Source organism: Streptomyces sp. NPDC023481 (genome assembly GCF_055560195.1).
The window spans coordinates 532,951-558,719 of record NZ_JBVHJE010000002.1 but is presented as its reverse complement, the minus strand read 5'-3'; the positions used below and the strand labels follow the sequence as shown (position 1 = coordinate 558,719).

Genomic DNA, 25,769 nt, shown 5'->3' with positions numbered 1-25,769 from the left:
GGCCGTACGAACTCAGGCGCCCCCGACCGCCGTCAGCAGGGCGAGCGGTGCGGCGGCGGACCGCGCCTCCCGGCCGCACGCGTGCGGATACGGCACCGGTGGCGTGTGCGGCGCACGCTCGTACCCCGCCAGCACCTCCGGTAACCGGTGGCCGCCCATCGTCGCCGCGTCGACCAGCGCGTGGGCGACCGTACGGGCCTCGTCGTGCAGGCCGTACCGCGCGAGCCCCAGGGCGATCAGCGCGTTGTCGTGCGGCCAGACCGAGCCCCGGTGGTACGACAGCGGGTGGTACGCCGCCTGGCCCGAGGCCAGCGTGCGCACGCCCCAGCCGGAGAAGAAGTCCGGCTCCAGCAGCCGCCGGCCCACCACCTCGCCGTACTCCTTGTCCAGCAGCCCCGACCACAGCAGGTGCCCGGCGTCGGAGGCCAGCGCGTCGATCTGCCGGCCCCGCCCGTCCAGCGCCAGCGCCGGGAAGGACCGCTCGCGCATCCAGAAGTCCCGCTGGAAACGGTCCCGCAGGTCGGCCGCCGCCTGCTCCAGCAGCGCGGCGTACGTCTCGTCGGCCCACACCGTCCGCGCCAGCCCGGCCGTGCGGCGCAGCGCGTCGTACGCGTAGCCCTGGGCGCCCGCCGCCATCACCGCGCCGGTGGGCCGGGTGCCGTCGGCGCAGCAGATCGCGCCGGGGGAGTCCTTCCAGTTCTGGTTGGCGAGGCCGCCCTCGTCGGCGCGGTAGACGAGATAGCCGCGCGAGGTCAGGCCGCCGTGGTCGAGCATCCAGCCGATGGCGGCCCGGGCGTGCGGCTCCAGCCGGCGGGGCAGCTCCGTGTCCCCGGTCCGCTCGGTGTACGCGCCGAGCAGGATCAGAAACAGCGGGGTGGCGTCGACCGAGCCGTAGTAGCGGGCGAACGGCACCTGGCCGAAGTGGGCCAGCTCGCCGTGCCGCACCTCGTGCACGATCTTGCCGGGCTGGGCGACCGGGGAGCCGCCGGTGTCGGTGGCCTGGGTGGCGGCCAGGGCGAGCAGGGTGGCGGCGGCCGGCCGGGGGCGGTAGGGCAGCGTGAACAGCGAGGTGAGCAGCGCGTCGCGGCCGAGCAGGGTGAGGAACCAGGGGGCGCCGGCCGCCGGTACGCGCAGTTCCTCGCAGTCCGGTCCGGTGGCCGGCACCTGGAGCGCCGCCAGGTCGGCCAGGCCCCGGGCGCAGGCCGCCGACAGCTCCGGCCAGCCGGTCGGGAAGGCCACGCCCTCCATGAACTCGGCTTCCCTGGCGTGGAGTTGCGCGTGGACGGCGGCGGGGTCGCGGGGCACGCGGACGGCGCGCTTCTCGCCGTGCGGGCGGGCGATCACCCGCAGCAGCAGCTCGGTCGTCCCGTGCGGAGCGAGGTCGAGGGTCCACACCAGGCGGCGGGCGCCGGTGCCCGTCTCCTCCACGGCGTCCGGCGCCGGGTCGGCCGTGATCGTCGTACAGGACCGCCAATCGGCGCGCCGGTAGCTGAACTCGATGCCGTCGTCGAGGACTTCGCGGGAGCGTACGGCGCCGGACTTGAGGTAGGTGCGGTGGTCGCAGCGGAGTTCGAACTGGTCGGTGAAGTCGGCGTCCACGGTGAGCGCGAGCCGGACGGTGGTGGGCACCGGCCGGTTGCTGGTCACCTTCACCGACTCCACGAACGAGCCGTCCCCGACGGCCTGTTCACGGAACAGGGTGTGCGCCGGGGGCTCTTGCCGGCCGCCGCGCGGGACCAGCACGCAGCGGGTCTCGTCGCCGTCCGCCACCGGGGTGAGCACCTCGGGTACCGCGCCGTCGACGGTGAGCTGCCAGCGGCTGAGGTGCCGGGCGTCCCGGACGAACAACCCGTCCGGGGGGCCGCTGCCGCGCACTCCGCTGATGTCGCCATGGTCGCCCACGGCGGCGAAGGTGGCGCCGTGCACGAGCAGATGATGCCGGTCCGTCATCCCCGGTCCCCTCCTCTGTCACTCCAGTCGAACGGTGTGGTGTCCGTGGGGGGTGCGCCATTTTGTGGGCTCTTGTCCAGCTTTTGACGCTCCGGCGGGGTGGGTCGCCGGTGCAGCAGATCGAGCGCGAGGGCCGCCGTCCAGCTGAAGCGGGTGGCTCCGCAGGGCTCGCCGGTGTACGGGTCGACGTACTCGGCGAAGTCGGTGGCGCCGGCCAGTTCCAGCACCGACTCGCGCAGGGCGTCGGCCCGCTCCCGCTCACCGTGCGTGCGCAGCCCGCGCTCCACCAGCCAGCTCGTGTTGAACCAGGCCGGGCCCCGCCAGTAGCGGTGCGGGTCGAAGGCCTCACCGAGCAGGTCGTAACTCGGCACGAGCCGGGTACGCCCCCCGACCGAGAAGTGCGGCCCGCACAGGGCACGGACCAGCGCGGCGACGATCTCCCGGGGGAGCCCGGGCACCAGCAAGGGGACGAGCCCGGAGACGCTGCGGTCGGGGATGAGACGGCGGGCGGGGGCGGAGGTGTGGAGGGTGGCGGGGGCGGAGGTGTGGAGGGTGGCGGGTAAAGCGGTGTGGGACGCGTGGCCGGACGTGCCGGGGCCGGACGTGCCGCACCCGCATGCCCGGCCAGGATCGCCGGCGCCGCGCCCCGGCGCGCCCCCGGTGCCCGACACACCGCGGCCCCGCCCAGCCCCCGCACCCGGGCCGTCGTCTCCCGGGCGGGGATCCCCTCCCCGCAGGTCCCCGCACAGGAACATGCCCGCCTCCTCGTCCCACAGGCGGGTCACCAGTGCCGCCGTCAGGCGTTCCGCGCGGGCGCGGCGGGCGGTGGCGGGGGCGCCCAGTTCCTCGGCGATGCGGGCGAGGGCGTGCTCGGAGACGATGAGGAGGGCGTTGAACGCCGGGTCCTCCACGGCGAACTCCGACGCGCCGTCGGCGTACCCGGCGTCCCGGTAGTCCGCGGCCAGCCGCACGTACCGCCCGTAGTCCAGGTCCGTCGGCCGGTCCTCGGGCGCCCCGTGGTCGAGGTCGGCGCGGCGGAAGGAGCGCGCCGGGGCCGGGGTGATCCGGGCGAGCGGGGCGTCCCAGCAGGGGCTGTTGTCCATGCCCTGCTCCCAGGGGTGGACCACGCAGGCGAGGCCGCCGCCGCCCAGGTCGCGCCGGTGCAGCAGATACCGGTGCCAGGCGGCCAGCCGCGGATAGACCCGGGCCAGGAAGCCGCGGGCCGCGGACAGACCGGGGTCGGCGCGGTGCACCAGCCAGGCCGCGAGCGCGTGCACCGGTGGCTGCACGATCCCGGAGGTCTGTACGGTGCGCGGGGCGCCCGCGGCGCGCCCGGCGGTGGAGGAGCGCCAGAAGTCGGGGCTCGGGAAGTACGCGTCGAGCGGTACGGAGGAGTTGAAGACGATGTGCGGGACGCGACCGTCGGCCCACTGGGCGGCGAGCAGCGTCTCCAGCTCGGTCTGGGCCCGCAGCGGCGAGACGTGCCGCAGCCCGATGGCGATGAACGCGGAGTCCCAGGACCACTGGTGCGGGTACAGGTTCCGGGACGGCACCGTCGAGCCGCCCGTCCAGTTCGCCTCCAGCACCTCGGCCGCTCTGGCGTGCAGCGACGCCGTGGCCGTGGGGGCGGCCGGTGGATCGTACGCGGTCCCGTTCCTCGCGGGACGGGCGGTGGCGGGACGGGCAGTGAGCTGCGCGGTGCGATCCACTCGGGGCTCCCCGAAGACGTCCGGCCGCACGCCGATGCCGGCGGGTCCGGCCGCGACCATCGAAGGGTTACGTCTATTTAACACGCAGAACCCACTATGTAATGCAAGCTGGATGAACACAAGGGGGTGCGCATGACGGGACGTCCGGGAAGGACCGGCCGGAGCGGGAGCCAGGCGGGAGCCGGCGATCTGCTCGAACTGGTGCGCAGTGGACGGGCCGTGACGCGGGGCGCGCTCCAGCAGGCCACCGGGCTGTCCCGGGCCACCGTCGGCCAGCGCCTGGACCGGCTGTTCCGCGCGGGCTGGCTGCGCGAGGGCGCCGGCGGCCCGGTCGGCTCACCGCTCGGCGGCCGCCCCTCCATCACCCTGGAGTTCGACGGCTCCCACGCGGTGGTCCTCGCCGCCGACCTGGACACCCGGCACGCCCGCGCGGCCGTCCTCACCCTGACCGGCGAGATCCTCGCCGAGCACGCCGGCACGCTGGTGGTCGAGGACGGTCCGGACGCCGTCCTGGCCGAGCTGGGCCGCTGGTTCGGCGAACTGCTGACCAAGGCCGGGCACACGGGTGAGGAGGTGTGCGGGATCGGCCTCGCGGTGCCGGGCCCGGTGGACAGCGAGACCGGCCTGGTGGTGCAGCCGCCGATCATGCCGGGCTGGGACGGCTACGACATACGCGGCCGCCTCTCCCGCGCCTTCACCGAGCACACCGGCGCCCCCGCGGTCCCGGTCCTGGTCGACAACGACGCCAATCTCATGGCCTACGGCGAACAGCGCACCGGACACCCCGACTGCGCGGCCTTCGTGCTGGTCAAGGTGTCCACGGGTATCGGCGCCGGGATGGTCGTGAACGGCTCGATCTACCGGGGCGTCGACGGCGGCGCCGGTGACATCGGGCACATCCGGGTCGGCGCAGACGCGCTGTGCCGCTGCGGGTCGTACGGCTGTCTCGCGGCCGTCGCGAGCGGCGGTGCCGTGGCCCGGCGGCTGGCCGCGTCCGGCGTGCCGGCCGCCTCCGGCTCGGATGTGCGGGACCTGCTGGCCGCCGGCCACCCGGGGGCCGCCGCGCTGGCCCGGGAGGCCGGGCGCCAGGTCGGGGACGTACTGGCGACGGTCGTGACGCTGCTCAACCCGGGCGTGCTGATGGTCGCGGGCGACCTGGCCGGCACCCCGTTCCTGACCGGCGTGCGCGAGCTGCTCTACCAGCGGGCGCTGCCCCGCTCCACCGCTCACCTGGACGTCGTCACCTCCCGGCTGGGCGACCGGGCGGGGCTGGTCGGGGCCGGGGCGCTGGTGGTGGAGCACCTCTACGCGCCGGAGCGGGCGGAGGAACGCCTGTCCGAGATGGGCGTGTGACGGGACCGTTTCCGCTGCCGGCCGGCGTCCGTCAGGGGGTCCGCATGGTGGAACGGGGCACTCTGTGGCAGCGTGATTCTCGCCACCCTTGATAAGGGTTGCGCTCAGATGAGCGGATCAAGCGCGACTGCACTTCTCCAAGGGGTGGCACTGGGTGCCACCCCGTGATCGTTCATCGATCGAAATCAGATGTGGCATCCCTTCGCTCATCTGAGCGGAAAACCGCACCTGTGGGCGCGGTTGCGTTCAAGAAGTGAAAACATACGGCTGGCTTCGCTTGCCAAGCCTTGACTTTCGATCCGCTGGCGGACGGGTGGTTACAGGCGCATGACGGTCAAGTGGACGTACCCAGGAACCTTCGATCTGGGTATGTTCCTGCCCGTCAGGGCAGCCACCGTGGCCTCAAGGAGTCGAGACCCGTGTCGGAAAACAAAGAACCCCACGTAGCGAAGTTCGTTTACGACTTCACCGAGGGCAACAAGGACCTCAAGGACCTTCTCGGTGGCAAGGGTGCCAATCTCGCCGAGATGACCAACCTCGGCCTCCCCGTCCCTCCCGGCTTCACGATCACCACGGAGGCCTGCAAGGTCTACCTGGACAGCGGCGAGGAGCCCGCGGCACTGCGTGACGAGGTCAGTGCACACCTCGACGCCCTCGAAGCGAAGATGGGCAAGAAGCTCGGCCAGGCCGACGACCCGCTGCTGGTCTCCGTCCGCTCCGGCGCCAAGTTCTCCATGCCCGGCATGATGGACACGGTCCTCAACATCGGCCTGTCGGACAAGTCGGTGCAGGGCCTGGCCAAGCAGGCCGGCGACGACCGCTTCGCGTGGGACTCCTACCGCCGCCTTATCCAGATGTTCGGCAAGACCGTCCTCGGCGTCGACGGCGAGCTGTTCGAGGAGGCCCTCGAGGCGGCCAAGGAGGCCAAGAAGGTCACGGTCGACACCGAACTGGACGCGGCCGACCTGAAGAAGCTGGTCACCAGGTTCAAGAAGATCGTCAAGGCGGAGGCCGGCCGGGACTTCCCGCAGGACCCGCGCGAGCAGATGGACCTCGCCATCAAGGCGGTCTTCGACTCCTGGAACGGCGAGCGCGCCAAGCTCTACCGCCGCCAGGAGCGCATCCCGCACGACCTCGGCACGGCCGTCAACGTCTGCTCCATGGTCTTCGGCAACCTCGGCCCCGACTCCGGCACCGGCGTCGCCTTCACCCGCGACCCCGCCTCCGGCCACCAGGGCGTCTACGGCGACTACCTGCAGAACGCCCAGGGCGAGGACGTCGTCGCGGGCATCCGCAACACCGTCCCGCTCGCCGAGCTGGAGCGGATCGACAAGAAGTCGTACGACCAGCTCATGCAGATCATGGAGACGCTGGAGAACCACTACAAGGATCTCTGCGACATCGAGTTCACGATCGAGCGCGGTCAGCTGTGGATGCTCCAGACCCGCGTCGGCAAGCGCACCGCCGGCGCCGCCTTCCGCATCGCGACGCAGCTGGTGGACCAGGGCCTGATCGACGAGACGGAGGCTCTCCAGCGGGTCACCGGCGCCCAGCTGGCGCAGCTGATGTTCCCGCGCTTCGACGACAGCGCCAGGATCGAGCAGGTCGGCCGGGGCATCGCCGCCTCTCCGGGCGCGGCGGTCGGCAAGGCGGTCTTCGACTCGTACACGGCGGTGAAGTGGTCCCGCTCGGGCGAGAAGGTCATCCTGGTCCGCCGTGAGACCAACCCCGACGACCTCGACGGCATGATCGCGGCCGAGGGCATCCTCACCTCCCGCGGCGGCAAGACCTCGCACGCGGCCGTCGTCGCCCGGGGCATGGGCAAGACCTGTGTCTGCGGCGCGGAGGAGCTGGAGGTCGACACCAAGCGCCGCCGCATGACGGTCCCCGGCGGACACGTCGTGGAAGAGGGCGACCTGATCTCCATCGACGGCTCGTCCGGCAAGGTCTACCTGGGCGAGGTCCCGGTCGTCCCGTCCCCGGTGGTGGAGTACTTCGAGGGCCGGATGCACCCGGGCGCCGACGACGCCGACGAACTGGTCGAGGCCGTCCACCGCATGATGGCCTTCGCCGACCGCAAGCGCCGGCTGCGGGTGCGCGCCAACGCGGACAACGCCGAGGACGCGCTGCGCGCCCGCCGTTTCGGCGCCCAGGGCATCGGCCTGTGCCGCACCGAGCACATGTTCCTCGGCGAGCGCCGGGAGATGGTCGAGAAGCTGATCCTCGCCGACACGGAGGAGGAGCGCGAGGCCGCCCTGCGGGAGCTGCTGCCCCTGCAGAAGAAGGACTTCGTCGAGCTCTTCGAGGCGATGGACGGCCTGCCCGTCACCGTCCGCCTGCTCGACCCGCCGCTGCACGAGTTCCTCCCCGACATCACGGAACTCTCCGTCCGGGTGGCCCTCGCCGAGTCCCGGCAGGAGCCGCACGAGAACGACCTGCGCCTGCTCCAGGCCGTGCACCGGCTGCACGAGCAGAACCCGATGCTGGGCCTGCGCGGTGTGCGCCTCGGCCTGGTCATCCCCGGCCTGTTCACCATGCAGGTCCGCGCGATCGCGGAGGCGGCGGCCGAGCGCAGGGCGGCGAAGGGCGACCCGCGCGCCGAGATCATGATCCCGCTCGTCGGTACGGTCCAGGAGCTGGAGATCGTCCGCGAGGAGGCGGACCAGGTCATCGCCGAGGTCGAGGCGGCGACCGGGACGAAGCTCAAGCTGGCGATCGGCACGATGATCGAGCTGCCGCGCGCCGCCCTGACGGCGGGCCAGATCGCGGAGGCGGCGGAGTTCTTCTCCTTCGGCACGAACGACCTGACCCAGACGGTGTGGGGCTTCAGCCGGGACGACGTGGAGGCCTCGTTCTTCACCGCGTACCTGGAGAAGGGCATCTTCGGCGTCAGCCCGTTCGAGACGATCGACAAGGACGGCGTCGGCTCCCTGGTGAAGGCGGCCGCGGAGGCCGGCCGGCGCACCCGCCCCGACCTCAAGCTCGGTGTCTGCGGCGAGCACGGCGGCGACCCGGAGTCGGTCCACTTCTTCCACGAGGCGGGCCTGGACTACGTCTCCTGCTCCCCGTTCCGCATCCCGGTCGCCCGCCTGGAGGCCGGCCGCGCGGCCACCCAGTCGGCGGGCAGCGACCACCGCTGACCCACCCGGACCCCGGAGCCGCCGCCGGTCCCCGACCCTCACCGATCGGCGCGGCCCCGGCACACGAAAGAATGGGGCGGCACCCTGTGCGGGGGTGCCGCCCCTGGTGTGCGTTCCGCCCGGGGCACCCGCTCTCCTCGACGGCCTCGAAGACGCCGGCGTCCTCCACCGGGGCCCGGTGGTCTGCGTCCCCGGCTCGCCGCGCGGTCCGGCGATGTCCGGGTCTGCGCACCGCACCGGCCCCAGGGCCTCTTCCCGTACGAGGCGTCAGGGCGGGCCCGGGCCGGCTCACCGGGCGCGGGGATCAAGCCGTCGAGCCCCCGTCGACGACCAGGTCCGTGCCTACCGCCGACGCGGCGTCGTCCGAGGCCAGGTAGAGGACCGCGGCGGCCACTTCCGTGACGGTGGAGACCCGGCCGAGCGGTACCTCCGTGCGCATGCGCGCGGCTCGGCCGGCCTCGGTTTCGCCGTCGCCGTACGACATGTCGGTGGCGGTGGCGCCGGGGCTGACGGCGTTGATGCGTACTCCGTCGGCGATGTGGTCGAGGGCGGCGGCGCGGGTGAGGACCGAGACGGCCGCCTTGCTCACGGCGTAGCCGGCGGTGCCGGGCAGCCGGCTGTGCGCCCCGATCCGGGAGGCGATGTTGACGATCGCACCGCCGTTCGGCTGGGTGCGCATCCGGGCGATCTCGGCCTGGAGGGCGAGGAGGACACCGGTGACGTTGATGTCGAGCATCCGGCGCCAGTCCGCCTCGGCCAGGTCGCCGACCGCCTGCCCCCGGCCCGCCAGGACCCCGGCGTTGTTCACGGCCACGTCCAGCGAGCCGAACCGGTCCACGGCGGCGGCCACCAGGGCGTCGAGGTCGTCCGCGCGGGAGACGTCGGCGGTGACGGCGAGCCCCTTGCCGCCCTGGGCTTCGATGAGCGCCAGGGTCTCGTCGAGCGGGTCACGGCGCCGCCCGGCGACGACGACCTGGGCGCCCTCCCGGGCGAGGGCGAGCGCCACCCCGCGGCCGATGCCGGAGCCGGCGCCGGTGACGAGGGCGGTCCGGCCGGAGAAGCGGTGCGTCATGGTGGGGTCCTTTTCTTGACCGATCGGTTCAGTATGAAGCGAGAGAAAAGCGCGCCTCCTGCCGGAAGCGCGCCCCGTATCGCCGTGTTCAGGTGTCCAGCAGCGTCAGGGCCTGCTCGGCCGCGTCCCGCACCCGCGCCGGGTCCGCGGACGCCTTGCCCACCACCCGCAGCCCCTGGAGCAGCACCAGCAGCAGCCGGGCCAGGGCCAGGGGGTCGCGGTCCCCGGCCAGCTCGCCCTGCGCCCGGGCGCGCACCAGGGCGGAGTGCAGCAGGGTCTCCAGGGTGTCCCAGCTGTGCTCCACCCGGCGGGCGGCGTCCCGGTCGTGCGGGGCCAGTTCGACCGCGGTGTTGGTGACCAGGCAGCCCTGCTCCCGGGTCGCCTCGGCGGCGGCCTCGGCCGCGAACCGCCGCACCAGCGCGCGCACGGCCGGCAGTACCGGGCCGGACGGGGACAGCTCCCGCGTCAGCCGCGGGTTCTGCGCCTGCCCGTACCGGTCCAGCGCCCTCAGGTACAGCTCGTGCTTGCTGCCGAAGGTCGCGTACAGACTCGCCCTGCCGATGCCCAGGTGCTCGACCAGGTCGGCCATCGACGTCGCCTCGTAGCCGCGCTGCCAGAACAGCTCCAGGGCTGACTGCAGCGCGGCGTCCGGGTCGAATTCCTTGGTCCTGGCCACGTGCCCGAGCCTAGACTTATGGGAACGCTCGGTCAAGAAAGCCGGGGGTGTCAGAGGGCGCGTACCCGGTACGCGGTCAACCGCACCGACGCGTCGTCCAGGCACTCTCCGGTGACCAGGTCGAAGCGCTGCTTCAGCAGCGGGGACGCCACGAACGGGCGGCCCCGGTGGCTGCCGGTCAGGCCGCGGGACAGGACGGCCGCGCCGGTGAACGGGTCGCGGTTGTCGACGGCGTACAGCCGGTCCGCGCGGTCGCGGAACAGCGCCACCTGGCGGCCGTCCGGCAGCAGGGCGGCCACCCCGCGGCCGGGAACCAGCGTGCTCAGGTCGCAGACCGTGAACCACGCGTCCGCCAGCTGGAGCTGGACCTTCAGGTCGGTCGTCTCAACTGCCAGGGTCATCGCTGGGCGCTTCCTTCCAGGACGTCGTCGGCGGGCCGCAGGCCGATGTTCAGCAGCGGCAGGTCGGGCTTGATCTGGTCGCGCTCGGGGACGAAGGAGACGACCGGGTCCGGGGTGTCCGGGGCGTTCACGAAGGACACGAACCGGGACAGCTTCTCGGGGTCGTTCACCGTCTCCGCCCATTCGTCGCGGTAGTGGGCGACGTGCGCCCGCATCAGCTTCTCCAGCTCGTCGCAGATGCCGAGCGAGTCGTGCACCACCACGTCCCGTACGTGCTCCAGGCCGCCCGGGATGCGCTCCAGCCAGGTGCTGGTCCGCTCCAGGCGGTCCGCCGTGCGGATGTAGAACATCAGGAACCGGTCGATCAGCCGGACCAGTTCGGCGTCGGACAGGTCCTGGGCCAGCAGGTCGGCGTGGCGCGGGGTGGCGCCGCCGTTGCCGCCGACGTACAGGTTCCAGCCGTTCGCGGTGGCGATCACACCGAAGTCCTTCGACTGGGCCTCCGCGCACTCGCGGGCACACCCGGACACGGCCGACTTCAGCTTGTGCGGGGACCTCAGGCCCCGGTAGCGCAGCTCCAGGTCGATCGCCATCCGGACCGAGTCCTGCACGCCGTACCGGCACCAGGTGGAGCCCACACAGGACTTCACCGTGCGCAGCGACTTGCCGTAGGCGTGGCCGGACTCGAAGCCGGCGTCCACCAACCTGGCCCAGATCAGCGGGAGCTGCTCGACGCGGGCGCCGAACATGTCGATCCGCTGGCCGCCGGTGATCTTCGTGTAGAGGCCGAAGTCCCGGGCGATCTCCCCGATCACGATCAGCTTCTCGGGCGCGATCTCCCCGCCGGGGATCCGCGGCACCACCGAGTACGAGCCGTTCTTCTGGAGGTTGGCGAGGAAGTGGTCGTTGGTGTCCTGGAGCGCGGCCTGTTCGCCGTCCAGGACATAGCCGCTCGCGCCGATCGCCGGGGCGAGGGAGGCGATGATCGAGCCGACCGCCGGCTTGCACACCTCGCAGCCGTCGCCGCCCCGGACGCCCTCGCGGCCGTAGCGGTCCAGCAGTTCCCGGTACGACGTGAGGCGCAGCGCGAGGATGATCTCGTACAGCTCCTCGCGGGTCTGGGAGAAGCAGCCGCACAGGCCCTTGTCGACCTCGACACCGGACGCCTCGAGCTCGGCGTCGACCAGCTGGCCCAGCACCTTCACGCAACTGCCGCAGGTGGTACCGGCCTTGGTGCACTGCTTCACCTCGGGCACCGAGGTGCACCGGTGCTCGGTGACCGCCTCGCGGATCGTGCCCTTGCGGACGTTGTTGCAGGAGCAGATGATCGCGTCGTCCGGCAGCGCGGTCGGCCCGAGCTGGGCCCCCGCGTCCGCTCCGGCGGGCAGCACGAGCGCCTCGGGGGAGACGGGCGGCACCGAACCGGTCAGCGCGCGCAGGGTGCCGTACGCCTCCGCGTCGCCGACCAGGATGCCGCCGAGCAGCGTGCCGTCCCGGCCGATGACCAGCTTCTTGTACAGGCCGGCGCGGGAGTCGGAGTAGACGACGTCCAGGCAGTCCTCGGTGGTGCCGTGGGCGTCGCCGAAGGAGGCCACGTCCACGCCGAGCAGCTTCAGCTTGGTGGACAGGTCGGCTCCGGTGAAGGAGGCCTCGTCCTCGGCGATCGTCGCCGCCGCCGTCTCCGCCTGGTCGTAGCCCGGCGCCACCAGGCCGTACACCCGGCCGTCCGCGGCCAGCGCGCACTCGCCGATCGCGAACACGTGCGGGTCGCCGACCGACCGGCACTGCTCGTCCACCGCGATACCGCCGCGCTCGCCGACCGTGAGGCCGCAGTCACGGGCCAGCTGGTCGCGGGGGCGGACACCGGCGCTGAACACCACCATGTCGGTGGCGAGTTCGGAGCCGTCGGACAGCTTCATACCGGTGACGGCGCCGGTGGCGTCGACGACGATCTCCTGGGTGCCCACACCGGTGTGCACGGTCAGGCCCATGCCCTCGATGGTCCGCAGCAGCGCCGTGCCGCCACCGTCGTCCACCTGCACCGGCATCAGCCGCGGCGCGAACTCCACGATGTGCGCGTCGACTCCGAGCCCCTTGAGGGCGCCGGCCGCCTCCAGACCGAGCAGGCCGCCGCCGACGACGGCGCCCGTGGTGGCCCTCGTCCTCGCGTACTCCTCGATGGCCAGCAGGTCCTCGATGGTCCGGTAGACGAAGCAGCCGGTGGCGTCCTTGTGGGGGACCGGCGGGACGAACGGGTAGGAGCCGGTGGCCAGGACGAGGACGTCGTAGTCGACGGTGAGCCCCGAGCGGGCGGTCACCCGCTGCGCGGCGCGGTCGATCGTCTCGGCGGGGTCGCCGAGGTGCAGCTCGATGCCGTGGTCCTCGATGAACCGCATGTCGGTCACGGAGAGGTCCTCCGGCGTCTTCCCGGAGAAGTACGAGGTGAGCTGCACGCGGTCGTAGGCCGGACGCGGCTCCTCGCACAGCACGACCACGCGGTGCGTGGCGGTCAGGCCCCGCTCGGCGAGCGCTTCGAGGAAGCGCTGGCCGACCATGCCGTGGCCGACGAGCACGATCGTGGGGGTGGCCCCCAGGGTGGCGGACATTCAGGAGCCTCCATCGTTGGTGAGCAGGTGGAGCAGGGGGCCGTTCCCGGGGAGCGGCTCTGCTCCCTCCCGGGGCCGGGCGCCCGGCCGCGCCGCCCCGGCGGGGCGCAGGTCCCATCCCCTTCCCGGGCCCGGGCTCAGCACCCGGACCTGTGTGCCGCAGGCGACCGGCATGCCGTCGGCGCGGGCGACGGTCCGGGCGCCCCGGGCGACACCGGTGACCTCGGTGCGCGGCCGCCGGGCGGCCCGGGCGCCCGCGCGGCCGGCGCCGGTCACCGCCACACGCTTATTCGAGGTCATGCCACGAGCGTGCGGCCCGGACGTTACCCGGCAGCATCACCTCTGTTTCCCGGGAGGAACGCTGCCCTCAGCGAGGCGGCGCACCCGGTGTGAGGGGAGCGCGCGGCCTGGGGGGAGGTGTCCCGGGCGGGGTGACGGGCCTTCAGCGGCTGCCCGTGAGATGGGCGAACACCACCACGTTGCCCTGGTAGCCGGTGGTCCTGGAGTAGCCGCCGCCGCAGGTGATGACGCGCAGCTCGGGGCGGGGGGCCGCGCCGTACACCTTCTCGTCGGGGAAGGCGTGCGCCGAGTACACCTCCACCGCGTCCACGGTGAACACGGCCACCGTGCCGTCCCGGCGGTCCACCTCGATCCGGGCACCCCGCTTCAGCGCGCCCAGATCGTAGAAGACGGCGGGACCCTCGGTGTTGTCGACGTGCCCGGCGACGATCGCGGTGCCCGTCTCGCCCGGGGTGGTGCCGGCCTCGTACCAGCCGGCGAGGTTCTTCTCCTTGGCGGGCGGCGCGTCCAGGCTGCCGGAGCGGGTGATGGCCAGGCCGGTCAGGGGGGCGTTCACGTGGATCGCGGGGATGCGGATGCGCAGCGGCGGGGACGGGGCGAGCGCGGGGGCGCCGGCCCGTTCACCGGCCGGATCGGGCCGCCCCTCGGCGGCCGCCGGCTGCGGGGGCGCGTCGGGGCGTGTGCCGCCGCCCAGCAGCCACACACCGGAACCGAGCGCCACGACGGTGACGGCCGCTATGAGGGTGTCCCCCAGCCGGGCACCCCTGCCACGCCCCGCGCCCCGAACCCGGCCGCGCCGGTACCGGCCACCCCGGCCGTACCCGCTGACGCTGCCGCTGTTGCTGCGCATGGCGAACCCCTCTCCCGGGGACGGGCCCCCGACGTGCCCTCCCCCTCCGGGCCGCGAGGGGCGTCGGGCCCGGAGGGGGTGGGATGTGCGGTACCGCGGACGGACAGCGGAGGGTGTCCGTCAGATCCCGTCGCCTCTCGCCCGGCGATGCAGGAGCCAGGTACCGCCCGCGGCGGCGACGGCCAGCGCCGCCACACCCGCCGCGGTCTGCACGGGGTCGGGGCCGAGTCCGCCGCCGACCCCCGTCTTCATGCTTCCCCGCGGCTGCACCTGCTCGTGCGCCGCGCTCAGGGCCACCACCAGGTCGCCCGCCACCTGCCGGTCGCCCACGGCACACCGGGCGACGATCTCGTACGTCCCCGGCTGCGCGCTCGGCGGCACCCGGAACTGGCCGATCGCCTCGCCCTGGTGCGCGCTGGGCGCCAGCATGAACGTGCCGGCACCGACCGCGCCCGCGTCCCCGGTCGCGGCGCCCGCGTTCCCGCACGCGGCCGTGTTCACGGAGACCTGGCCACCGGGCGCCACGGTGGACGGGTACACGTCCAGACGGCCGGTCCCGGCGGCCTGGGCGGGTGCCGCGGCGACCACGGCGAGCGCGGTACCGGCCAGCAGACGGGCAGTGCGTCGCATGGTGCTCCCCAGGGCTTGTCCGACTCCTCCAGGGGTGCGCCCCTGCCCTTCCGAGGTAAGTCGCAGTCGGGGAGATCCGCTTCCCGAGGCGGGGCCGGGAATGCGGTGAACGGGTGGCGCGAACGGCCCCCCACACGGCCTAGCCGGGAAGGGTTCCGGCAGGTCAGGGCCGTGTGGAGGGCCGAGTACGAAGAGCACACGATTGGCCTCCACCCGCCGGCCGCACCCCGTGCGCGGGGCGGCCGTCCGGCGGGTGGCGCCGGTCGCGTCAGGTGACGTTGACCGCGCTCCAGGCGGCGGCCACCGCGTTGTACTCCGTGCTGTTCGCGCCGTAGAGGTCCTTGGCGGCGTTCAGCGTGGCCGTGCGGGCGCCCTTGTAGTTCGTGGAGGACGTCATGTAGACCGTCAGCGCCCGGTACCAGATCTTGCCGACCTTGTCCCGGCCGATGCCGGTGACCGTCGAGCCGTTGTACGTCGGCGAGTCGTAGCTGACGCCGTTGATGGTCTTCGCCCCGCTGCCCTCGGCGAGCAGGTAGGCGAAGTGGTTGGCGACGCCGGAGGAGTAGTGGACGTCGAGGTTGCCGACCGACGAGCTCCAGTAGTCGGCCGAGCTGCCGTCCTTGGAGGGCTTGTCCATGAAGCGCAGGGCCGCCTTGCCGAAGCCGGGCTTCACGATCTTCTCGCCGATGAGGTAGTCACCGGTGTCGGAGGAGTTGTTCGCGTACCACTCCACCATCGTGCCGAGGATGTCGGAGGTGGCCTCGTTCAGCCCGCCGGACTCGCCGGAGTAGGTCAGCGCGGCGGTCTTGGACGTGACGCCGTGGGTCATCTCGTGCCCGGCGACGTCGAGGGCGACCAGCGGTCCGAAGGTGGTCCCGTCACCGTCGCCGTAGGTCATGCAGAAGCAACTGTCGTCCCAGAAGGCGTTGTTGTAGTTGCTGCCGTAGTGCACGCGGTTGTACGAGCCCTTGCCGTCACCGGCGATGCCGTTGCGGCCGTGCACGTTCTTGTAGTAGTCCCAGGTCTCGTTGGTGCCGTACTGGGCGTCGACGGCGGCCGAGGAGCGGTCGGTGGTGCTGCCCGTGCCCCAGTGGTTGTCGGCGTCCGTGAACAGGGTCGCGGGGGCCCGGCTGAAGCAGATGCCGAAGAAGCACAGGTCGGTCTTGCCCTCGGCGTCACCGGTGTAGGTGTCGCCGCGTGTCGGGTCCTTCAGCTGGTACGTCGACCCGGACTGGGTCGACTCCAGCGCCACCGTCCCGCTGTACAGGGACTTGCCGTCGCCGGCGGCCGTCTCGATGGCGTCCCAGGCGTCGATCTGCGCGCCGGTGCGGGCGTCGGTCAGCACGGTGCGGGCGACGGGGTTGCCGAGCGAGTCCAGGCCGACCGCGTTGGTCCGCCAGGCCAGCCGGGGGGTGCCGTGCAGGGCGTCGACGACCAGCTCCGGCTTGGCCTTGACCTGCTTCAGCCTCTCTCCGGAGTTGGCCGCGCGCAGGGCGTTCACCGCGAGGCCGGCGGCGCGGGGGCCGGAGACCCGCGGGGTGACGGAGGGCAGGGAGATGGCCTGCCGGGTGGCGCGGTCGGCGCTGCGGTAGGCGCCGTCACGGGCCAGGTGGACGACGAAGTCGCCGCCCAGGACGGGGAGGTGCCGGTAGGTGCGGTCGTAGCGGACGTGCTGGGTGCCGTCCTTGTCCACGATCACGTCCCGGACGCTGGTGCCCTCGTTGGCGGTGAGTCCCAGGGTCGAGGCGTGGGCCAGCAGGGCCGACGCGGCGTTCTCGATCGCGGTGGCCCGTGTCGGTCTGCCGTCGGCGTGGGCGGCGGGGGAGAGGCTGACGGCCAGCAGGGTCGCGGTGGCGACGGCGACACCGGCGGTGGCTGTGCGACGGGTTCCTCGGACGTGCTGCCGTATCCGGCTCATCTGTCTCCTCGGGGAGGCGCCAGGCTAGGCGGGGGGTGTGGCGCTCGTGTCCCCGAGATTTAAGTGGCCATGACATGTCATGTCCATAGCCTTCGCATGGAGATGTGTGGGGAGCCGGCGGGGGTACAGGATTGGTTCCGTGATCGCCGACGACCCCCACGACGACGTCAGCCCGCTGCCCTTCTTCGTCTACGGCACCCTCCGCCCCGGCGAGGTCAACCACGACCTCCTCCTGCGCGGCCGCACCCTCGCGGAGGAACCGGGGCACCTCGTCGGCGCCGTGCTGTACGACGGCCCCGGCTACCCCTACGCCGTCGAGGAACCCGGCGCGAGGGTGCGCGGGGAACTGGTGACCGCCAAGCCGGAGGCGTACGAGGAACTGCTCGCCGACCTGGACCGGCTGGAGGAGTACGTGCCGGGGGACCCCCGCAACCTCTACGTCCGCGCCGCCCGGGACGTCCTGCGCGCCGCCGGCGGCACCGTCCGGGCCTGGGTGTACCTCGCCGCGCCGGGTGTCACCGCCCGGCTGCGGGCCACCGGCACCCGGATCGCGGACGGCGACTGGCTCTCCCGCCGCTGACTCAGCGCAGCAGGGTCAGGCCCTCGGGCACCTCGATCCCGAACTCCTCCGCCACCAGGCGGCGCGCCTCGGACTCGTCCGCCAGGGTGCGCGCGGTCACCGTGCCGTCGGCGAGAGTCACCGTCAACCGGGCCCCGTCCAGGGCGAGATGGCGGTCGACGGTGGTCCGCTGGAGGTAGGGGCGGCGGGTGAAGGGGGAGCGGGGGTGGGTGGCGACGAACCAGTTGAACACCTCGAAGTCGGCCGGGACGAAGGGTTCCTGCGTGAAGGCGTACTGACCGGCCCAGCCGCCGTCCGCGGTGTGCGCCTGCAACTCCCACAACTCCAGCGGACCCTGGTGCGGCAGCGGCACCAGCCGGTGCCGGCGCCCGGCGCCCTCGAACTCGGTGCCGGTCACCAGCGGCACCGGCAGCAGCAGCGCGCCGACCGTGCCGAAGCCGACGTCCGCCAGCCAGGGGTGCGGTTCGCCCGGGACCTCGACCCGGAGCATCGCGTGGGTGCGCGGCCGGCTCTCCGGCGTCTCGGCGCCCACCACCACCCGGCCGGCCAGCGGGGTCACCCGGAAACCGAGCGCCTCCAGCGCCAGCCGGAGCAGGGTGTTGTGCTCGTAGCAGTACCCACCGCGCCGGCCGTGGACCATCTTGGCCAGGAGATCGGCCGACGCCAGCGAGGGAGCCACCCCCCGCACCGGATCCAGGTTCTCGAACGGCAACGCCCGCGCATGCGCCAGATGCACCCCCCGCAGGACATCCGGATCGGCCCGCCGCTCACCCTTCCACCCGATGCGATCGAGATAGGCGTCGAGGTCGTACGGCCCACTCTGCCCGCGCTGCCCACTCTGCCCGCTCTGCCCGAAGTCACCCATACCCCGAACCTATGCGCCCCCGCCCACCCCCACAGCCCCCACCAGACCGAACCCCCCTACACCGTTGGCCCTAGTCCCACCCCACGCCTCACCGCTCACCGGCCAGCGCCCGTGCCACCCCCGGCTCCCTTCGTCCGAGGAAGCGGGGGTCCGGGTGGAACGCCGCGTCCAGTGCCGCCTTGCCCGCCGCGAGGATTTCGCGGGCGCCGCCGTAGTACCAGGTGGCGTCGTGCTTCGCCGTGACTCCGACGCCGTACGCGTCCACTCCCGCCGCCTCGCACAGGGCCACCGCCCGGCGGATGTGGAAGCCCTGGCTGATCAGGACCGCCCGGTGCACACCGAAGATCCTCCTGGCCCGGACGCACGAGTCCCAGGTGTCGAACCCGGCGTAGTCGCTGACGATCCGGGTGTCCGGCACGCCGTGGTGCGTGAGGTAGGCGCGCATGGCGTCGGGCTCGTCGTAGTCCTGCCGGCTGTTGTCCCCGGTGACCAGGACCACCCTGATCCGCCCCGCCCGGTACAGCTGCGCCGCCGCGTCCAGCCGGTGGGCGAGGTACGGCGACGGCTCGCCCCGCCACAACCCGGCCCCGAACACCACCGCGACATCGGTGCGCGGCGCGTTCGCCGTCGTACGCAGCCGGTCCGCCGTGGACACGTACAGCCAGGTCATCGGCAGCAGCGCGAGCACGCACCCGGCCATCACGGCCTGCACCAGCCGCCGCTGCCCGGTCCGCGTGCGCGGCCGGCGCGGTCCGCGGATCCTCATACGACCCCCTCGTCACAGCTCCCGGTCGGAAGCCCCCCGACCGGGGAGGACGCCGACGGCGCCGTTCCGGTTCGCCTCACAGCGCGCGTCCGCCCGAGGTGAACCCGCGGAAAGAACCCGTGACGGCCACGCAACGGGCGCGCAACGTCCCCGGGCCAGGATCGTCGCATGACGGCGTCGCCCCACCTCACCCCGCTCACCCTCCGCAGCCGGCCCGGCCGCCGCCGCCCGGCCCCGCCCGCCCTCGTGCTGGTCGCCCACGGCAGCCGTGACCCCCGGGCGCTCGCCACCGTACGCTCCCTCATGGCCCGGGTCGGCGCGCTGCGCCCCGGCCTCCCCGTCCACCTGGGCCACGTCGAGCTGAACGAGCCGCTGCTCACCGACACCCTCGCGGCCCTGGGCGCCGTCGACGCGGTCCTCGTGCCGCTCCTGCTGAGCCGCGGCTACCACGTCAAGCAGGACATCCCCGAGATGGCCGCCGCCGCACCCGCCCGCACCCGCCTGGCCGCCCCGCTCGGCCCGCACCCGCTGCTCGCCGAGACCCTGCACGCCCGCCTGCTCGAGGCCGGCTGGCCCGCCGCCCCGGACGGCTCCGCGCGCCGCGAGAGCGCCGTCGTCCTCGCCGCCGCCGGCTCCCGCGACCCCGACTCGGCCGCGGACACCCGCCACACCGCCCGGCTGCTCTCCGGCCGCCTGGGCGTCCCCGTCGTCCCGGCGTACGCCTCGGCGGCGACCCCCACCGTCCCCGCCGCCCTGCGCGCCCTGGCCGCGAGGGGCCGCCACCGGGTGGCCGTGGCCTCCTGCTTCACGGCCCCCGGCCGCTTCGCGACCCAGTGCGCGGCCCAGGCCCCCTGGATCGCCTCGGCCCCCCTCGGAGCCCACGAGACGATGGCCCGCCTGGTCCTCCACCGCTACGACCAGAGCCTGTCGGCAAGCTCCACCGAAGCCGCCTGATCCACCCGCGGCCACCCCCGCACCCCGTCCCGGCAGCCGGTGGGGCTTACTGTCGACCCATGGAAGGCACCGCACCCACCACCGCGTACGACCCGGCGTCAGTCGACCGCTGGGCCCCCGAACCCGACAAACGCCCCGGCCGCACCGCCTTCCAGCGCGACCGCGCCCGCATCCTCCACTCGGCCGCCCTGCGCCGCCTCGCCGGCAAGACGCAGGTGGTCACCCCCGGGACGCGCAACCAGGCATGGGACCCCAGCCCCCGCACCCGCCTCACCCACTCCCTGGAATGCGCCCAGGTGGGCCGGGAACTGGGCGCGGCCCTCGGCTGCGATCCCGACCTGGTGGAGGCGGCCTGTCTCGCCCACGACCTCGGCCACCCGCCCTTCGGTCACAACGGCGAGCACGCGCTGAACGAGTTCGCCGACGACTGCGGCGGCTTCGAGGGCAACGCCCAGTCCCTCCGGCTCCTCACCCGGATCGAGCCCAAACGGTTCACCGAGGACGGCTCCGTCGGTCTGAACCTCACCCGCGCCACCCTCGACGCCGCCACCAAGTACCCCTGGCCGCGCGGCACCCACCCCACCGACCCGGACTCGCGGAAGTTCGGCGTGTACGAGGACGACCGCCCGGTGTTCGACTGGGTCCGCGCCCACGCCCCCGGCACCCGCACCTGCTTCGAGGCGCAGGTCATGGACTGGGCCGACGACGTCGCCTACTCGGTGCACGACGTCGAGGACGGCCTGCACGCCGGGCACATCGACCCCAACTGCCTGCACGCCGAGCCGGAACGGCAGGAGGTGTTCCGGGTCGCCGTCGGCCGGTACGTCCCCGCGGACACCGACCCGGCCGAACTCGCCGCCGCCCTGGACCGCCTCCAGGAGGAGGAGTGGTGGCCGCACGGCTACGACGGCACCGCGGCCGCCCAGGCCCGGCTGAAGGACGCCACCAGCCAGCTCATCGGCCGGTTCTGCCTGGCCGCCGAGGGCGCCACCCGCACCGCGCACGGCACCGGCCCCCTCACCCGCTACGGCGCCGAACTCGTCGTACCCCGCGAGGCCCGCATGGAGTGCGCGGTGCTCAAGGCGGTCGCGGACCGGTACGTGATGCAGCGCGCCGAGCAGGAGCGGCTGCGCGCCGACCAGCGGGTGATCGTCGCCGAGCTGGCCGAGGCGCTGACCGCCCGGGCGCCCGACGGCCTGGACCCCCAGTTCCGGACGCTGTTCGACGCGGCGCAGGACGACCGGGCGCGCAAGCGGGTGATCGTGGACCAGATCGCCTCCCTCACCGACGCCTCCGCGCTCTCGCTGCACGCGAGACTTACGGGGCATATGTGAGAGGAACATGACCGTCCGTGGCCTGATCGGGTCACACCCTCTTCCCGCATCACGCTGCGTGCGGGACGCTCGCATGTGGCGGCACCCCTAGAGGAGGCAACAAGTGGTCGACGCGGATCAGACATTCGTCATCGTCGGAGGCGGTCTCGCCGGTGCGAAGGCGGCCGAGACGCTCCGCGCGGAGGGCTTCACCGGCCGGGTGATACTGATCTGCGACGAACGCGACCACCCGTACGAGCGCCCGCCGCTGTCCAAGGGCTATCTGCTCGGCAAGGAGGAGCGCGACAGCGTCTTCGTGCACGAGCCGGCCTGGTACGCGCGCAACGACATCGAACTGCACCTGGGCCAGACCGTGGACCGCATCGACCGCACGGCGAAGACCGTCCGGTTCGGTGACGACGGCACGCTCGTCCGCTACGACAAGCTGCTGCTGGTCACCGGCGCCGAGCCGCGCCGCCTGGACATCCCCGGCACCGGCCTGGCGGGCGTCCACCACCTGCGCCGCCTGGCGCACGCCGAGCGCCTCAAGGGCGTCCTGCACCATCTCGGCCGGGACAACGGGCACCTGGTGATCGCGGGCGCCGGCTGGATCGGCCTGGAGGTCGCGGCGGCGGCCCGCGGGTACGGCGCGGAGGTCACGGTGATCGAACCGGCGCCGACCCCGCTGTACGGCGTCCTCGGCCCCGAGCTGGGCAACGTCTTCGCCGAGCTGCACCGCGAGCACGGCGTCCGCTTCCACTTCGGGGTGCGGCTCACCGAGATCGTCGGCCAGGACGGCATGGTCCTCGCGGCCCGCACGGACGACGGCGAGGAGCACCCGGCGCACGACGTCCTCGCCGCGATCGGCGCGGCCCCGCGGGTCGCCCTCGCCGAGGCGGCGGGCCTGGAGATCGCCGGCCCGGAGCACGGCGGCGGCATCCTCGTCGACGGACGGCTGCGCACCTCCGACCCCGACATCCACGCGGCCGGTGACGTGGCCTCCTTCCCGCTCGGCCTGTTCGACGCCCGGCTGCGGGTGGAGCACTGGGCGAACGCCCTGAACGGCGGCCCGGCCGCGGCGCGCGCCATGCTCGGCCGGGACGTGCTCTACGACCGGGTGCCGTACTTCTTCACCGACCAGTACGACCTGGGCATGGAGTACAGCGGATGGGCGCCCCCGGGGTCGTACGACGAGGTGGTGATCCGGGGAGACGCCGGGAAGCGGGAGTTCATCGCGTTCTGGGTGCGCGAGGGGCGCGTGCTCGCCGGGATGAACGTGAACGTGTGGGATGTCACAGAGCACATCCAGCAGCTCATCCGTTCCGGGGCCCGGGTGAACGTGGAGGCGCTCTCCGACCCGCACGTCCCGCTCGACAGCCTCCTCCCGCGGCCCTGAGGCCGCCGGGAACGTCGCGGCACCCCCGTAGAATTCACGCGTGGCAGGACGGATCAACGGCGAGGACGTGAAGGCGGTTCGGGACGCGGTCCCGATCGACGCCGTGGTCTCCGAGTACCTCCAGCTGCGCAACGCGGGCGGCGGCAACCTGAAGGGGCTGTGCCCGTTCCACGACGAGAAGTCGCCGTCCTTCCAGGTCAGCCCGAGCAAGGGACTCTTCCACTGCTTCGGCTGCCAGGAGGGCGGCGACACCATCACCTTCGTGATGAAGGTGGACCACCTCTCCTTCTCGGAGGCGGTCGAGCGGCTGGCCGCCCAGGCCGGCATCACGCTGCGGTACGAGGAGGGCGGGTACAACCCGGCGCACCAGCGCGGCGAACGCATCCGCCTGGTCGAGGCCCACAAGATCGCCGCGCAGTGGTACGCCGAGCAGCTCGCCACCAGCCCCGAGGCCGAGACCGGCCGGGTCTTCCTCGCCGAGCGCGGCTTCGACCAGGCCGCCGCCGTCCACTTCGGCGTCGGCTACAGCCCCCAGGGCTGGGACCACCTCACCCGCTACCTGCGCGGCAAGGGCTTCACCGACAAGGAGCTGGTGCTCTCCGGCCTGTCCCAGGAGGGCCGCCGGGGGCCCATCGACCGGTTCCGCGGCCGCCTGATGTGGCCCATCCGGGACATCGGCGGCGAGGTCGTCGGCTTCGGCGCCCGCAAGCTGTACGAGGCGGACAACGGCCCGAAGTACCTCAACACACCCGAGACGGCGATCTACAAGAAGAGCCAGGTGCTGTACGGCATCGACCTGGCCAAGAAGGAGATCGCCAAGACCAGCCACGCGGTGGTGGTCGAGGGCTACACGGACGTCATGGCCTGCCACCTCGCCGGCGTGACCACCGCCATCGCCACCTGCGGTACGGCCTTCGGCGGCGACCACATCAAGATCCTGCGCCGCCTGCTGATGGACAACGGATCGGCCCGCGTGATCTTCACCTTCGACGGCGACGCGGCCGGGCAGAAGGCCGCCCTGCGCGCCTTCGAGGACGACCAGAAGTTCGCCGCCGAGACCTACATCGCGATCGCGCCCGACGGCATGGATCCCTGCGACCTGCGGCTGGCCAAGGGGGACGAGGCGGTCGCCGACCTGGTCGAACCCCGCACCCCGCTCTTCGAGTTCGCGCTCCGCCAGATCGTCGGCCGGTACGACCTGGACACCCCGGCCGGCCGGGCCGCCGCCCTGGACGAGGCCGCCCCGATCGTCGCCAAGATCAAGAACAGTGGCGCCCAGCACGAGGTCGCCGTCGAGCTGGCCGGCATGCTCGGCATCCTCGACACCCAGTTCGTGGTCCGCCGGGTCGCCCAGCTGGCCCGCTGGAACCGCGAGGGCAGGGGCCCGCAGCAGCAGGGCCTTCCCCGGCGGCCCGAGCCGCAGTGGACCGAGGCACCGCGCCCGGCCGGCTCCGGCCCGGCGCTGACCCTGCGCAACCCGGTCTTCGCCGCCGAACGCGAACTGCTCAAACTCGCCCTCCAGCGCCCCGAACTGGTCTCCCCGGCCTTCGACGCCTACGGCACGGACGAGTTCACGGCCCCGCCCTACGCCGCCGTACGCCGGGCCGTCGCGGAGGCGGGCGGCGCCGAGTACGGCGTCCCGGACCCGCAGGAGTACCTGGTCCGCGTCCGCGAGGCCGCACCGGACGACACGGTCCGCGCGATGGTCACCGAGCTGGCCGTCGAACCGATCCTGCGCCGCACGGTGGACGAGACGTACGCCGGTACGGTCCTGGTCCAGATCCGCCGCCGCGCCGTGGAGCGCCGCATCCGCGACATCCAGTCCCAGATGACCCGCCTCTCCACCACCGGCGACCCCGCCGGACTGGCCGCCGTGCAGAACGAGCTCTGGGTACTCCAGCAGTACGACCAGGCCCTGCGCGAACGGGGCGCGGAGGCGCTGTAACGGGGGCCGGCCGTCCTCGCGGGTCCGCAGTTGCCCCTCGCATAGTCCGACGGGCCGGGTCACCGGCCGGTGACGGAGCGGACGCAAAAAGTCACCGCACGACCCTCGTGGCGGGGTTGTGTCGTACTCCACACTGGGGGCGGTGCCCGAGCCTCGGAGCGCACGCTGCCGCACACCTTCAGCAGCGATCATCCTGGAGGTCGCCCCCGTGCAGACCCAGACCGTCAGCGCCACCAGCCCCACCAGCACCACCGCGGAAGAACCCGACGCGGAGACGGACGTCCTCATGGCCGTGCCCCCGCAGGGCCGTGCCGCCCTGCATCCCGAGGCGGAGCCCCCCGCCGACGCGCTCGTGGACGAACCCGGGGAACCCGTCGAGGTGCCGGTCCCCGCCCGGGCCGAGTCCGGCGGCCCCTCCGCCGACCTGTTCCGCCAGTACCTGCGCGAGATCGGCCGCATCCCGCTGCTCACCGCCGCCGAGGAGGTGGAACTCGCCCGCCGGGTGGAGGCCGGCCTGTTCGCGGAGGAGAAGCTCGTCAACACCCCCGACCTCGACAGCGAGTTGGCGCTCGACCTGGACCGGCTCGTCGTCCTGGGCCGGGTCGCCAAGCGCCGGCTGATCGAGGCCAACCTGCGGCTCGTCGTCTCCGTGGCCAAGAGGTACGTCGGCCGCGGGCTGACCATGCTCGACCTGGTCCAGGAGGGCAACCTCGGGCTCATCCGGGCCGTGGAGAAGTTCGACTACGCCCGCGGCTACAAGTTCTCCACCTACGCCACCTGGTGGATCCGGCAGGCCATGAGCCGGGCGCTGGCCGACCAGGCCCGCACCATCCGCGTCCCCGTCCACGTCGTGGAACTCATCAACCGGGTCGTCCGCGTCCAGCGCCGGATGCTCCAGGAACGCGGCTACGAGCCGACCGCCGAGGAGGTCGGCGCCCACCTGGACCTGCCGCCCGAGCGGGTCGGCGAGGTCCTGCGCCTCGCCCAGGAACCGGTCTCGCTGCACGCCCCGGTCGGCGAGGAGGACGACGTCGCCCTCGGCGACCTCATCGAGGACGGCGACGCCGCGAGCCCCGTCGAGTCGGCCGCGTTCCTGCTGCTGCGCGAGCACCTGGAAGCGGTGCTGTCCACGCTCGGGGAGCGCGAACGGAAGGTCGTCCAGCTCCGGTACGGCCTGGTCGACGGCCGCCCCCGCACCCTGGAGGAGATCGGCCGCATCTTCGGCGTGACGCGGGAGCGGATACGGCAGATCGAGTCCAAGACCCTCAACAAACTCCGCGACCACGCGTTCGCGGACCAGCTCAGGGGCTACCTGGACTGAGGGGCCGCCGCCGTGCGACGGCCC

The 25,769-nt window shown here is 73.1% G+C and carries 20 protein-coding genes; 8 read left to right on the top strand and 12 right to left on the bottom strand.

The window, feature by feature from the left end; all coding sequences use genetic code 11:
• Nucleotides 1-12: 12 nt before the first annotated feature.
• Together ACZ3ZD_RS06765 and ACZ3ZD_RS06760 are read right to left on the bottom strand one after the other, a co-directional pair.
• The gene (locus tag ACZ3ZD_RS06765; RefSeq protein WP_467394270.1) at nucleotides 13-1,950 is read right to left on the bottom strand and encodes an amylo-alpha-1,6-glucosidase; all 1,938 of its coding nucleotides are present in this window, start codon (nucleotides 1,948-1,950) and stop codon (nucleotides 13-15) included.
• Complete coding sequence (locus tag ACZ3ZD_RS06760; protein ID WP_467394268.1) at nucleotides 1,947-3,659, bottom strand: MGH1-like glycoside hydrolase domain-containing protein; 1,713 nt, start codon at nucleotides 3,657-3,659, stop codon at nucleotides 1,947-1,949. The genes ACZ3ZD_RS06765 and ACZ3ZD_RS06760 overlap by 4 nt, the downstream gene beginning before the upstream one ends.
• Nucleotides 3,660-3,791: 132 nt before the next feature.
• Here ACZ3ZD_RS06760 and ACZ3ZD_RS06755 point away from each other — a divergent pair, with 132 nt between their 5' ends.
• Both ACZ3ZD_RS06755 and ppdK read left to right on the top strand, forming a co-directional pair.
• Nucleotides 3,792-5,012: an ROK family transcriptional regulator gene (locus tag ACZ3ZD_RS06755; protein WP_467394266.1), complete on the top strand. Its 1,221-nt coding sequence runs from the start codon at nucleotides 3,792-3,794 to the stop codon at nucleotides 5,010-5,012.
• Between the two features lie 419 nt (nucleotides 5,013-5,431).
• The gene (gene ppdK, locus ACZ3ZD_RS06750; RefSeq protein WP_467394264.1) at nucleotides 5,432-8,152 is read left to right on the top strand and encodes a pyruvate, phosphate dikinase; all 2,721 of its coding nucleotides are present in this window, start codon (nucleotides 5,432-5,434) and stop codon (nucleotides 8,150-8,152) included.
• Between the two features lie 304 nt (nucleotides 8,153-8,456).
• Here ppdK and ACZ3ZD_RS06745 read toward each other — a convergent pair whose 3' ends face one another.
• The 8 genes from ACZ3ZD_RS06745 to ACZ3ZD_RS06710 all read right to left on the bottom strand — a co-directional run bounded on the left by ACZ3ZD_RS06745 (nucleotide 8,457) and on the right by ACZ3ZD_RS06710 (nucleotide 16,605).
• Entirely contained in the window at nucleotides 8,457-9,224 is a 768-nt protein-coding gene (locus ACZ3ZD_RS06745) for an SDR family NAD(P)-dependent oxidoreductase (protein WP_467394262.1), read from the bottom strand.
• An 88-nt stretch (nucleotides 9,225-9,312) separates the two neighbouring features.
• On the bottom strand, nucleotides 9,313-9,900 hold the full coding sequence (locus ACZ3ZD_RS06740) for a TetR/AcrR family transcriptional regulator (protein WP_467394260.1): 588 nt from the start codon (nucleotides 9,898-9,900) through the stop codon (nucleotides 9,313-9,315).
• A gap of 50 nt (nucleotides 9,901-9,950) precedes the next feature.
• The gene (gene nirD, locus ACZ3ZD_RS06735; RefSeq protein WP_467394258.1) at nucleotides 9,951-10,301 is read right to left on the bottom strand and encodes a nitrite reductase small subunit NirD; all 351 of its coding nucleotides are present in this window, start codon (nucleotides 10,299-10,301) and stop codon (nucleotides 9,951-9,953) included.
• Entirely contained in the window at nucleotides 10,298-12,907 is a 2,610-nt protein-coding gene (gene nirB / locus ACZ3ZD_RS06730; protein WP_467394256.1) for a nitrite reductase large subunit NirB, read from the bottom strand. Before nirB ends, nirD begins: the two co-directional genes overlap by 4 nt.
• Nucleotides 12,908-13,207 (bottom strand): hypothetical protein, encoded by a 300-nt coding sequence (locus ACZ3ZD_RS06725; RefSeq protein WP_467394571.1) that lies wholly within the window; start codon nucleotides 13,205-13,207, stop codon nucleotides 12,908-12,910.
• Between the two features lie 142 nt (nucleotides 13,208-13,349).
• Entirely contained in the window at nucleotides 13,350-14,057 is a 708-nt protein-coding gene (locus ACZ3ZD_RS06720; protein WP_467394254.1) for a class F sortase, read from the bottom strand.
• A 120-nt stretch (nucleotides 14,058-14,177) separates the two neighbouring features.
• Nucleotides 14,178-14,687 carry a hypothetical protein gene (locus ACZ3ZD_RS06715; RefSeq protein ID WP_467394252.1) on the bottom strand — a complete coding sequence of 170 codons (510 nt, stop codon included), beginning with the start codon at nucleotides 14,685-14,687 and terminating at the stop codon, nucleotides 14,178-14,180.
• A gap of 268 nt (nucleotides 14,688-14,955) precedes the next feature.
• On the bottom strand, nucleotides 14,956-16,605 hold the full coding sequence (locus ACZ3ZD_RS06710) for a M4 family metallopeptidase (protein WP_467394250.1): 1,650 nt from the start codon (nucleotides 16,603-16,605) through the stop codon (nucleotides 14,956-14,958).
• 139 nt (nucleotides 16,606-16,744) lie between these two features.
• On the opposite strand from ACZ3ZD_RS06710, the gene ACZ3ZD_RS06705 reads away from it, so the two are divergent.
• Nucleotides 16,745-17,185 carry a gamma-glutamylcyclotransferase family protein gene (locus tag ACZ3ZD_RS06705; RefSeq protein WP_467394248.1) on the top strand — a complete coding sequence of 147 codons (441 nt, stop codon included), beginning with the start codon at nucleotides 16,745-16,747 and terminating at the stop codon, nucleotides 17,183-17,185.
• A 1-nt stretch (nucleotide 17,186) separates the two neighbouring features.
• Here the strand turns inward: ACZ3ZD_RS06705 and ACZ3ZD_RS06700 are convergent, their stop codons facing one another.
• Together ACZ3ZD_RS06700 and ACZ3ZD_RS06695 are read right to left on the bottom strand one after the other, a co-directional pair.
• Complete coding sequence (locus ACZ3ZD_RS06700; protein ID WP_467394246.1) at nucleotides 17,187-18,050, bottom strand: arylamine N-acetyltransferase family protein; 864 nt, start codon at nucleotides 18,048-18,050, stop codon at nucleotides 17,187-17,189.
• 88 nt (nucleotides 18,051-18,138) lie between these two features.
• Nucleotides 18,139-18,816 (bottom strand): SanA/YdcF family protein, encoded by a 678-nt coding sequence (locus ACZ3ZD_RS06695; RefSeq protein WP_467394244.1) that lies wholly within the window; start codon nucleotides 18,814-18,816, stop codon nucleotides 18,139-18,141.
• Nucleotides 18,817-18,984: 168 nt separating this feature from the next.
• On the opposite strand from ACZ3ZD_RS06695, the gene ACZ3ZD_RS06690 reads away from it, so the two are divergent.
• From ACZ3ZD_RS06690 to ACZ3ZD_RS06670, 5 genes are all read left to right on the top strand, one after another.
• Nucleotides 18,985-19,770: a sirohydrochlorin chelatase gene (locus ACZ3ZD_RS06690; protein WP_467394242.1), complete on the top strand. Its 786-nt coding sequence runs from the start codon at nucleotides 18,985-18,987 to the stop codon at nucleotides 19,768-19,770.
• A gap of 59 nt (nucleotides 19,771-19,829) precedes the next feature.
• Nucleotides 19,830-21,104, top strand: coding sequence for a deoxyguanosinetriphosphate triphosphohydrolase (locus ACZ3ZD_RS06685; protein WP_467394240.1), 1,275 nt, complete (start codon nucleotides 19,830-19,832; stop codon nucleotides 21,102-21,104).
• Between the two features lie 103 nt (nucleotides 21,105-21,207).
• Nucleotides 21,208-22,479 (top strand): NAD(P)/FAD-dependent oxidoreductase, encoded by a 1,272-nt coding sequence (locus ACZ3ZD_RS06680; protein WP_467394238.1) that lies wholly within the window; start codon nucleotides 21,208-21,210, stop codon nucleotides 22,477-22,479.
• 40 nt (nucleotides 22,480-22,519) lie between these two features.
• Complete coding sequence (dnaG, locus tag ACZ3ZD_RS06675; protein ID WP_467394236.1) at nucleotides 22,520-24,424, top strand: DNA primase; 1,905 nt, start codon at nucleotides 22,520-22,522, stop codon at nucleotides 24,422-24,424.
• Between the two features lie 133 nt (nucleotides 24,425-24,557).
• Nucleotides 24,558-25,745: an RNA polymerase sigma factor gene (locus ACZ3ZD_RS06670; protein ID WP_467394557.1), complete on the top strand. Its 1,188-nt coding sequence runs from the start codon at nucleotides 24,558-24,560 to the stop codon at nucleotides 25,743-25,745.
• The last annotated feature ends 24 nt before the right edge of the window (nucleotides 25,746-25,769 follow it).